The sequence below is a fragment of the Actinosynnema sp. genome, from assembly GCF_052038725.1.
In genome coordinates this window covers 1-9,690 of sequence record NZ_JBQGCX010000635.1, presented here as the reverse complement: position 1 = coordinate 9,690, position 9,690 = coordinate 1, and the positions used below count along the sequence as shown (strand labels likewise).

Below are 9,690 nucleotides of genomic sequence, written 5' to 3'. Positions count from 1 at the left end.
CTACCCCTTCGTCGCCCCCAGCGTCAGCCCGCCCACGAACTGCCGCTGGAGCACGAAGAACACCACCAGCGTCGGCAGCGCCACCAGCAGCGCCCCCGCCGCCACCAGGTTGTTGTCCGTGAAGAACGCCCCCCGCAGGTTCTGCAGCGCCGACGTCACCGGCATCTTCTCGCCGGTCTGGATCAGCACCAGCGCCCACAGGAAGTCGTTGTAGATCCAGGTGAACTCCAACGTCGCCAGCGCCGCCAGCGCGGGCCTGCACAGCGGCAACACCACCTGCCAGTAGCGCCGCCACACCCCCGCCCCGTCCACGCGCGCCGCCTCGCCGATCTCGCGCGGGATGGTCTTCATGAAGTTGCTCAGCACGAACACGCAGAACCCCGACTGGAACGCCACGTGGATCAGCACCAACCCCAGCCGCGAGTCCAGCAGCACCCCGCTGTCGCTCACCCACCCCGGCACCGGCGTCAGCAGGTACAGCCGGTGCAGCGGCGTCACCACCACCTGCTGCGGCAGCAGGTTCCCGGCGGTGAACAGCATCAGCAGCCCCAGGTTCAGCCGCCTCGGCAACCGGGCCGCGCCGAACGCCGCCATCGAGCTGAGCAGCAGCACCAGCACCACCGACGGCAGCGCCACCACCAGCGTGTTCAGGTAGTAGCGCGGCAGCTCGGCCCGCGTCCACGCCTCCGCGTAGTTCGCCAGCGTCAGCTCCTCGGCGACCGAGAAGTACCCGTTCCGCGCCGTGTCGTCGTAGCTGCGCAGCGACGCGTACAGCGCCCACAGCAGCGGCGCGATCGTGCCCAGGCACGCCAGCACCAGAAAACCGTGCAGCGCAACGGCTCCCGCCCGAACGCCCCTCACTCCGACTCCTCCCGCCGGAACACCTGCACGAGGTAGGTGGCGATGAACCCGAGCGAGATCACCAGCAGCACCACCGCCAGCGCCGACCCCCACCCGATCCGGCTGGACTCGCCGATGATGTTGTCGGTCACCAGCACCGACAGCAGCTCCAACCCGTTGCGCCCCTTGTTGACGACGTAGACGATGTCGAACGCCCGCAGCCCCTCGACCACGGTCACCACCAGCACCACCACGTTCACCGGCCGCAGCACCGGGAACACCACGCGCGTGAACGCCTGCCACCCGTTCGCCCCGTCCAGCGCCGCCGCCTCCCGCAGCGCCGGGTCCACGGCCTTGAGCCCCGCCAGGTACAGCACCATCACGTACCCGGTGTGCCGCCACGCCGCCGCGACGAGCACCGCGCACAGGTTGACGTCCTTGTCCCCCAACCAGTTCACCGGATCGCTGTCGGCGGTCCCGAGCAGGTTGTTCAGCAGTCCCTGCTCCGGCTGGTACACCAGCTGCCAGATGAACCCGACCAGCGCCAGCGACAGCACCACCGGCAGGTACAGCACGCTCTGGTACACCCGCCCGAACCGCAGCCTCCGGTCCAGCAGCACGGCCAGCAGCAACCCGGCCGAGGTCGGCACGAGCACCAGGAACACCAGCCACACCAGGTTGTTGCGCACGGCGGGCCAGAACCTCGGGTACGAGGTGAGGATGTCGACGTAGTTGCGCGCCCCCACCCACTCCAGGTCCTCGACCCCGCCGATGCCGTTCCACGAGGTGAACGACAGCCCGACCGACCCGAGCGCGGGCGCCCACACCAGCGCCACGTGCAGCAGCGCGGGCACGCCGATCATCAGCGCCAGCGCCACCCGCTCGCCGCGCGTCGGCGACGTGGCGCGCTTCGCCTTGCCCACCGGCGGTCTCACTCGGAGAAGATGGTCTTGGCCTGCTCCGCCATCCCGCGCAGCACCGGGTCCACGTCACCGGGCTCGGACAGGAACGCGGTCAGCCCGTTGGTCGCCGCGTCGCTGGCGAACCTCGGATCGGTGTCCCGGTCGAGGAACTGGGTGATGTGCGAGGCCGAGGCGATCACCTCGGCCGCCTTGCGCTGCAACGGGGTGTACCCGCTCACGTCGACCCCGGTGCTGGTCGCCACGGTCGTCGGGTCGGCCTTCAGGTAGGCCAGCTGTGCCTGCGGCGACGCCAGGTGCTCCAGCAGCTTCCGCGCCCCGTCGGGGTTGCCGGGCTCGCGGGAGAGCATGAAGCCGTCGATGGGCGCCTCGACGGTGTCGGTGCCGAACTCGGGGTTCACCTCGGGGAACGGGAAGAAGTCCAGGTCGTCGCGGTCCGCGCCGGTGAACTGCTGGGCCAGGAACGAGCCGAGCAGGTACATCCCGGCCTCACCCCGCTGGAGCGACTGGGCGGCCTCCTGCCAGTCGCGGCCGAGCGCGTTCTCCTGGTGGAACGGCAGCAGCCGCTTCCAGGTGTCGAACACCTCCCGCACCCGAGGCCCCCGCCAGTCCTCCCTGCCCGCCATCAGGTCGACGTGGAACCGGTAGCCGTTGATCCGGAAGTTCAGCTGGTCGAACGTGCCCATCGCGGGCCAGCCCTGCTTCTGCGCGAACGCGATCGGCGCGAGCCCGTCGGCCTTCATCCTGGTGGCCAGCGCGACCAGCTCGTCCAACGTGCCCGGCGGGGTGTACCCGCGCTGCCGCCACAGGCTCGGCCGGTAGAACATCCCCCACGGGTACTGGGTGAACGGCACCAGGTGCTGCTTGCCGTCCGCCGCCGTCGCGGCCTCTTTGACGGCGGGGGAGAAGCCGGAGCCGACCTTCGCCCACACGTCCGACAGGTCGCCGGTGAGGCCCTGCTCGGCGAAGAACCTCATGCGGTAGCCGGAGAACCAGGACAGCACGTCGTCCGGCCGCCCCTGCAGGTAGTTGTTGATCTGCTCCTGGTACTGCTCGTGCTGCTTGGTGTTGATCCGCACGCTCAGCCCGGAGGAGCCCTCGAACGACCTCAGCACCGCCGTGATCGCGTCCTTCGGCACCGGGTCGGACTGGTTGTTGCCGAACGTCACAACGTCCGCCGACGCGCCGCTGGGGTCGCCGCCGCACCCGACGAGTCCGGGCGCCGCGCTCACCCCCGCTCCGAGCGCGAGCGCGCGCAGCACGGCGCGACGGCCTAATCGGGGGGACCGCTGGGGCGTGGGCGTGGACATGATCGCTCCTGTCGGGTTGACGCAACGCTGAACCAACCGAACGCGAATCCAACAAAGTTGCGCATAATGTGTCGCCTGTCACAGGGAACGTCAATGGCCGTTACCGGCCCGTTAACGCGCTAGTCCGAACCCTCCTGCCGCGCATACCAGCGGGTCGGGTGACGTGTACCGCCAAACAGTGTCAGACGGGCGTTACTGTTTGACTGTGTTGAGTTTGTGGTTCACTCTTGCGCCATGACGAGCTGGCCGACCGGACTGCCGGGCCTCGCCTGGGGCGCCGACTACAACCCTGAGCAGTGGCCCGAGGAGGTCTGGGACGCCGACGTCGAGCTGATGCGCGCGTCCGGCGTGAACCTCGTGAGCCTCGGGATCTTCTCCTGGGCGCTGCTGGAGCCCCGCGAGGGCGAGCGCGACTTCGCCTGGCTCGACCGGGCCATGGACCGCCTCGCCGAGGGCGGGATCCGGGTCGACCTGGCCACCGCCACCGCCGCGCCCCCGCCCTGGATGACCACCGACCATCCCGAGGTCCGCCCGGTCCGCGAGGACGGCGTCCGCCTCACCCACGGCTCCCGCCAGGCCTACTGCCCCACCTCCGAGGTCTACCGCACCCGCGCCGTCGCGCTGGCCCGCGCGCTGGCCGAGCGCTACCGCGACCACCCCGCGCTGTCCGCCTGGCACGTCGGCAACGAGTACGGCTGCCACGTCCCGCGCTGCTACTGCGACAACTGCGCCGAGGCGTTCCGCACCTGGCTGCGCGAGCGCTACGGCGACCTCGACGGCCTCAACGAGGCCTGGGGCACCCTGTTCTGGTCCCAGCGCTACAGCGCGTGGGAGCAGGTCGTGCCGCCCCGCGTGACCCCCACGTTCGGCAACCCCGGCCAGCTGCTCGACTTCAACCGCTTCGCCTCCGACGCGCTCCTCGAGCTGTTCAAGGCCGAGCGGGACGTGCTGCACGAGGTCACCCCCGGCGTGCCCGTCACCACCAACTTCATGGTCGGCTGGACCTTCGCCGACCTGGACTACTGGGCGTGGGCCAAGGAGATGGACTTCGTCTCCAACGACCACTACACCCGCTCCGAGGACCCCGACCGGCACATCGAGCTGGCCATGGCCGCCGACCTCACCCGCGGCCTCGCGGGGGGCCGCCCGTGGCTGCTCATGGAGCAGTCCACCTCGGCGGTGAACTGGCAGCCCCGCAACATCGCCAAGCTCCCCGGCGAGCAGCGCCGCAACTCCTTCTCGCACGTCGCGCGCGGCGCCGACGGCACGCTGTTCTTCCAGTGGCGCCAGTCGAAGGCGGGCGCCGAGCGCTTCCACTCGGCGATGGTCCCGCACGGCGGCGAGGACACCCGCGTGCACCGCGAGGTGCGCCGCGTCGGCGCCGAGTACGCCAAGCTGGACGAGCTGCTCGGGTCCACCGTGGACGCCTCCGTCGCGATCGTCTACGACTGGCACTCGCGCTGGTCCCTCGGCCAGGAGGCCACCCCCACCGCCGACTTCTCCTACCAGGAGAACGTCTTCGGTCTGTACCGGGCGCTGTGGCGCTCCGGCGTCACCGTCGACTTCGTGCCCTCCGGCGCGGACCTGTCCGGGTACAAGGCCGTCGTCGTGCCCTCGCTGTTCCTGCTCGACGACGCCGAGTGGCTCACCTCCTACACCGGCCACCTGCTGGTCACCCACCTCACCGCGATCACCGACACGCGCGGCCACGTGCACCTGGGCGGCTACCCCGGTCTCATCGGCGGGCTGCTCGGCGTGCGCACCGAGGAGTTCCACCCGCTGCGCGCGGGCGAGGTCGTCCGGCTCGACGACGGCGGCGAGGTCGCCGTGTGGACCGAGCTGCTGCGCTCCGAGGGCGCCGAGGTGCTCTCCCGCTACGCCGACGGCCCCCTCGCGGGTGAACCGGCCGTCACCCGCAACGGCAACGCCTGGTACCTCGGGTGCGGTCTGCGCGGCGCGGCGCTGGAGACCCTGGTGTGCTCCGTGGTGGCGGACGCGGGCGTCGAGCGGGTCCTGGTGACCGACCAAGGCGGCGGCGCGGACGTCGGCGCCGGTTCGGCGGGCGTCGAGGTCGTGCGCAGGCGCGGCGACGGCGGCGCGTGGCTGGTCGCGATCAACCACGGCGGCGAGCCCGCCCTGGTGCCCGCGCGCGGCGTGGAGCTGCTGTCCGGCGACGACGTCGGCGGGACGCTCACCGTCCCGGCGGGCGGCGTGGTCGTTGTCAGGGAAGCCGTGGTCGGGGAAGCCGCCGCCGGGGAACCGGCCGTCGCAGAAGGGGAGTGACCGTGCTCGCGCGGCAGAGGCAGGCGGTGATCCTGGAGGAGGTGCGCCGCACCGGCGCCGTCCGGGTCAGCGACCTCGTGGTCCGGCTCGGCGTGTCCGACATGACGGTGCGCCGCGACCTGGACGTGCTCGCGTCGCGCGGGCTCCTGGAGAAGGTCTACGGCGGGGCCACCACGGTGGTCGTGCGCAGCACCGACGAGCCCGGCTTCGAGGCCAAGTCGGTGCGGCAGCTCCCCGAGAAGGAGGCCATCGCCGCGCGCGCGGCGGGCCTGGTGCGCCCTGGGACGGCCATCGGGCTGTCCGCGGGCACCACCACGTGGACGCTCGCCAGGTTCCTGGAGGACATCCCGGACCTGACCGTGGTCACCAACTCCATCCGGGTCGCCGACGTGCTCCAGCAGGGCGGGCGCACCGACCGCACGGTGGTCCTCACCGGCGGCGTGCGCACCCCGTCCGACGCGCTCGTCGGCCCGGTCGCGGTGCAGGCGCTGCGCTCCCTGCACCTGGACGTGGTGTTCCTGGGGGTGCACGGCATGGCCGAGCGCTCCGGGTTCACCACGCCCAACCTGAACGAGAGCGAGACCGACCGGGCGCTGGTGGACGCGGCCGGTCGGGTCGTCGTGCTGGCCGACCACACCAAGTGGGGCACGGTCGGCATCTCCACCATCGCCGACCTCGACGAGGCGGACGTCCTGGTCACCGACGCCGGACTGCCCGAGGAGGCGGTCGCGGTGCTCGGTGAGCAGGTGGGTGAACTGGTCCTGGCGCACGTGCCCGGACGGGGAGAAGAGGAACTGGCGTGACTGGCGTGAAGCGCACGGCGGGCGAGCTCGCCGACGGCCGAGAGATCATCTACTACGACGACTCGGCCGACGCGCCCCCGCGCACCGCGGCCGACACGAGGGACCTGCCGAGGACGCAGCCGCTGTCCGAGGTGCGGCGGGACCCGCTGACCGGCGAGTGGGTCGCGATGGCCGCGCACCGGCAGACCCGCACCTACAAGCCCCCGGCCAACCTGTGCCCGCTGTGCCCGACCGAGCCGGGCAAGCCGACCGAGATCCCCGAGGCATCCTACGACGTCGCGGTGTTCGAGAACCGGTTCCCGTCGCTGGCGCAGAACACGCCGGACCTGCCGGAGACCGTCGACGGGATGCCGATGGTCGCGCGGCGGCCGGGGCGCGGGCGGTGCGAGGTCGTGTGCTTCACCTCGGACCACAACAGCTCGTTCGGGCAGCTCACCCCGCGGCGGGTGCGCACCGTCGTGGACGTGTGGGCCGAGCGCACCGAGGTGCTGGGCGGGCTGCCGGGCGTCGAGCAGGTCTTCCCGTTCGAGAACCGCGGTGAAGAGATCGGCGTGACCCTGCACCACCCGCACGGGCAGATCTACGGCTACCCGTTCGTGACGCCCAAGACCGAGAAGATGCTCGCGGTGGCGGAGCGGTACCACGCCGAGCACGGCCGTCACCTGATGGGCGACGTGCTGGCGGCGGAGCAGGCCGCCGAGATCCGCGTGGTCGCGAGCAACGCCACGTGGACCGCGTTCGTGCCCTCCGCCGCGCGCTGGCCGGTCGAGGTGCACCTGGTGCCGCACCGCCACGTGCCGGACCTGCCCGCGCTGACCGACGCCGAGCGCGACGACTTCGCCACCCTGTACCTGGACGTGCTGCGCCGCCTCGACGGCCTGTACGACCGGCCGCTGCCGTACATCGCGGGCTGGCACCAGGCGCCGTCGAAGGTCGGGCGGGAGCACTCCTGGCTGCACATGGAGGTGTTCTCGGTGCTGCGGACGGCGGACAAGCTGAAGTACCTGGCCGGGTCCGAGTCGGGCGTCGGCGTGTGGATCAACGACGCGACGCCGGAGCAGATCGCGGAGCGGCTGCGCGCGCAGGCGTAGTCGCCGGGTGGGCCGTGACCGCCGGGCCTGCGCTCCTCGGAGCGCGGGCCCGGCGGTTTTTCCGCTCTGCCGACGGCCCGCCGTCCGCCCAGGGGGCTTCGGAACGACTCACAAGTGATGCCCAGACTCGTTTAAGGCTCCTCTCAGGCGCACACCCCAGAGTTGTGGACATGACCGAGAACGAGCCGCAGCACCAGCCGCAGCAGCCCGCAGACCAGAGTCCCTGGGCGCGCGGCGGCGGCGAGGCCGGTCTTCACGCCGGTGGCGGGCAACGGGATGTCCACCAGCCGGACTCCGCGCGGGAGCACTCCGCCCGCGACGGGCAGCAGGACCGGCCGACCACGCGGCTCGGTCCGGACGACTCCGACCGGTCTGGCGCGCAGGGCGCCACGACCGGGGCGGACCAGGCCACCCGGTCCGAGGCGCTGCAGGGCGCCCCGGCCGGAGCGGCCACCGACCGGCCCGAGAGGGCCGAGTCGGACACCACCGGTGCGGCGGAGGCTTTGCAGGGGGCCGACGCCGATCGGGGAACCGGAGGGCAGGGCGTGCAGGGCGCCCAGTCCCTCGCCGGGTGGCCGGGCGCTGTGCAGGGGGCGCCCGCCCACCCGGCTTCCGGGCCCACCACCGGGGGCGCCCCCCAGACTTCCGGGCAGCCGCTCACCGCAGCCGCCCAGCCCGGCCACGTCCAGCAGCCCGGTGTGACGCAGCAGATCAGCGCGTCCCAGGTCCCGCAGGGCGGTTCCACTCAGCAGATCACCCCCGGTCAGCGGCCCTTCGGCGAGCAGCCCACCCAGACGGGCCCGTTCGCGGGGCCGGGCGGCCGGTCGACCGAACAGGGGGTTCAGGTGAACGCCTTCGGCCAGCCCGTCCAGTCCGACCGCGCGACCGGGACCGCCTACGGCCCGCCCGCGTCGGGCGGGTTCCCCGGCCAGCCCGGCGGTCCCGGCCAGCCCGGCGGCCCCGGTCAGCCGGGGTCCGGCCCGTACTACGCGGTGCCCGGCGCGGACGGCCAGCTCCCGCCGCAGCGCGCGAAGTCCGCCGGCAGGGGCAAGGTCCTCGCAGGCGTGGCCGCGCTCGTGCTCGTGGTGGGCGGCGTCGCCGGTGGTGTCGGCGGCTACGTGGGCTACCAGGCCGCGGGTGGCTCCGGTTCGGTGGTCAACGCCCTGAACGCGGCCCCGCCCGCCCAGCAGACCGCCGACGCGCCCGCCGGTTCGGTGGAGGCCGTCGCGCAGAAGGTGCTGCCCACGGTGGTCCAGGTGCAGGTCAGCGGCGGCGCCGGGTCCGGCTTCGTGATCAGCTCCGACGGTCTGGTCGTCACGAACAACCACGTGGTCGAGTCGGCCGCGCGGGGCGGCGCCGTCCGGGTGGTCTTCCAGGACGGCAAGACGGCCAGCGCCAAGATCGTCGGCCGCGACCCGTCGTCCGACCTGGCCGTGATCAAGGCGGACGGCGTCTCCGGCCTGCCCACCGCCGAGCTGGGCAACTCCTCCGACCTGAAGATCGGCCAGCAGGTGATCGCGGTCGGCTCCCCGTTCGACCTGACCGGCACGGTCACCTCGGGCATCGTCAGCTCGCTGAACCGCCCGGTGCGGGCCGGCGGCGAGTCGGGCAGCCAGTCCACGGTGCTCAACGCCGTCCAGACCGACGCGGCGATCAACCCCGGCAACTCCGGCGGGCCGCTGATCGACATGAACGGCCGCGTGATCGGCATCAACTCGGCCATCTACAGCCCGAACTCCAGCCAGACCTCGCAGGGCGGTTCGGTCGGCATCGGCTTCGCCATCCCGATCGACCAGGCCAGGCGCACCGCGACCGAGCTGAGCGAGACCGGCAAGGCCACCCAGACCGTGCTGGGCGTGCAGGTCACCGACGCCCCGCAGGGCGGCGCGGCGGTCCAGGAGGTCACCGAGGGCGGCGCGGCGGGCCAGGCGGGCGTGAAGGCGGGCGACGTGGTCACCAAGTTCGGTGACCGCCGCATCGACAGCTCGGACGCCCTGGTAGCGGCCGTCCGCTCGGACACCCCCGGTGACAAGGTCACCCTCACCCTGGCCGACGGCCGCACGGTGGAGGTCACCCTGGGCAGCCAGGAGGCCCCGGTCAACTGACCGGCCCCGGCGCCCCGCCCCTCAGGCAGGCCTGCCCGATCCGCCCACCCGCGCAGGCCCCCACTCCCAGAACGGCCGACCGGCCCGGTTCCCCCTACCGAACCGGTCGGCACGCCCACCCGGCCCGACCGGGCTCACCGGTAGCGGCCCGACCAACCGGGCTCAGCCCAACCGGGCTCAGCTCCACCGGGCACAGCCCAACGGAGTCCATCTCCACCGGGCACAGCCCAACCGGGTTCGGCTCCACCGGGCACAGCTCCACCGGGTTCAGGCTCCCGACTCACGCGCCTCCGAGTCGGCCCAGAGGCCGCGCTCCAACCGGGACACGCCCTCGTCCC

At 72.5% G+C, this 9,690-nt stretch carries 7 protein-coding genes; 4 read left to right on the top strand and 3 right to left on the bottom strand.

All coding sequences use genetic code 11. The features are described 5' to 3' along the window. Genes ACTUAL_RS13470 through ACTUAL_RS13460 form a run of 3 tightly spaced genes read right to left on the bottom strand, consistent with a single transcriptional unit; the run spans position 1 to position 3,070 of the window. Positions 1-816 (bottom strand): carbohydrate ABC transporter permease, encoded by an 816-nt coding sequence (locus ACTUAL_RS13470; RefSeq protein ID WP_440900474.1) that lies wholly within the window; start codon positions 814-816, stop codon positions 1-3. A 41-nt stretch (positions 817-857) separates the two neighbouring features. Next, positions 858-1,775, bottom strand: coding sequence for a carbohydrate ABC transporter permease (locus ACTUAL_RS13465; protein WP_096491411.1), 918 nt, complete (start codon positions 1,773-1,775; stop codon positions 858-860). After that, complete coding sequence (locus tag ACTUAL_RS13460; RefSeq protein ID WP_440900473.1) at positions 1,772-3,070, bottom strand: ABC transporter substrate-binding protein; 1,299 nt, start codon at positions 3,068-3,070, stop codon at positions 1,772-1,774. The genes ACTUAL_RS13465 and ACTUAL_RS13460 overlap by 4 nt, the downstream gene beginning before the upstream one ends. A 234-nt stretch (positions 3,071-3,304) precedes the next feature. Between ACTUAL_RS13460 and ACTUAL_RS13455 the strand changes: the two genes are divergently transcribed. The 4 genes from ACTUAL_RS13455 to ACTUAL_RS13440 all read left to right on the top strand — a co-directional run bounded on the left by ACTUAL_RS13455 (position 3,305) and on the right by ACTUAL_RS13440 (position 9,352). Further along, the gene (locus tag ACTUAL_RS13455; RefSeq protein WP_440900472.1) at positions 3,305-5,353 is read left to right on the top strand and encodes a beta-galactosidase; all 2,049 of its coding nucleotides are present in this window, start codon (positions 3,305-3,307) and stop codon (positions 5,351-5,353) included. 2 nt (positions 5,354-5,355) lie between these two features. After that, positions 5,356-6,156 (top strand): DeoR/GlpR family DNA-binding transcription regulator, encoded by an 801-nt coding sequence (locus ACTUAL_RS13450; RefSeq protein ID WP_096497579.1) that lies wholly within the window; start codon positions 5,356-5,358, stop codon positions 6,154-6,156. Between the two features lie 5 nt (positions 6,157-6,161). Next, entirely contained in the window at positions 6,162-7,247 is a 1,086-nt protein-coding gene (gene galT, locus ACTUAL_RS13445) for a galactose-1-phosphate uridylyltransferase (RefSeq protein ID WP_096491414.1), read from the top strand. Between the two features lie 170 nt (positions 7,248-7,417). Then, entirely contained in the window at positions 7,418-9,352 is a 1,935-nt protein-coding gene (locus ACTUAL_RS13440; RefSeq protein ID WP_440900471.1) for a trypsin-like peptidase domain-containing protein, read from the top strand. The last annotated feature ends 338 nt before the right edge of the window (positions 9,353-9,690 follow it).

What these genes read in the sequence shown, in the direction of transcription:
- ACTUAL_RS13460 (WP_440900473.1), bottom strand. Translation starts at nt 3,070, where the DNA reads ATGTCCACGCCCACGCCCCAGCGGTCCCCCCGATTAGGCCGTCGCGCC.
- ACTUAL_RS13455 (WP_440900472.1), top strand. Translation starts at nt 3,305, where the DNA reads ATGACGAGCTGGCCGACCGGACTGCCGGGCCTCGCCTGGGGCGCCGAC.
- ACTUAL_RS13440 (WP_440900471.1), top strand. Translation starts at nt 7,418, where the DNA reads ATGACCGAGAACGAGCCGCAGCACCAGCCGCAGCAGCCCGCAGACCAG.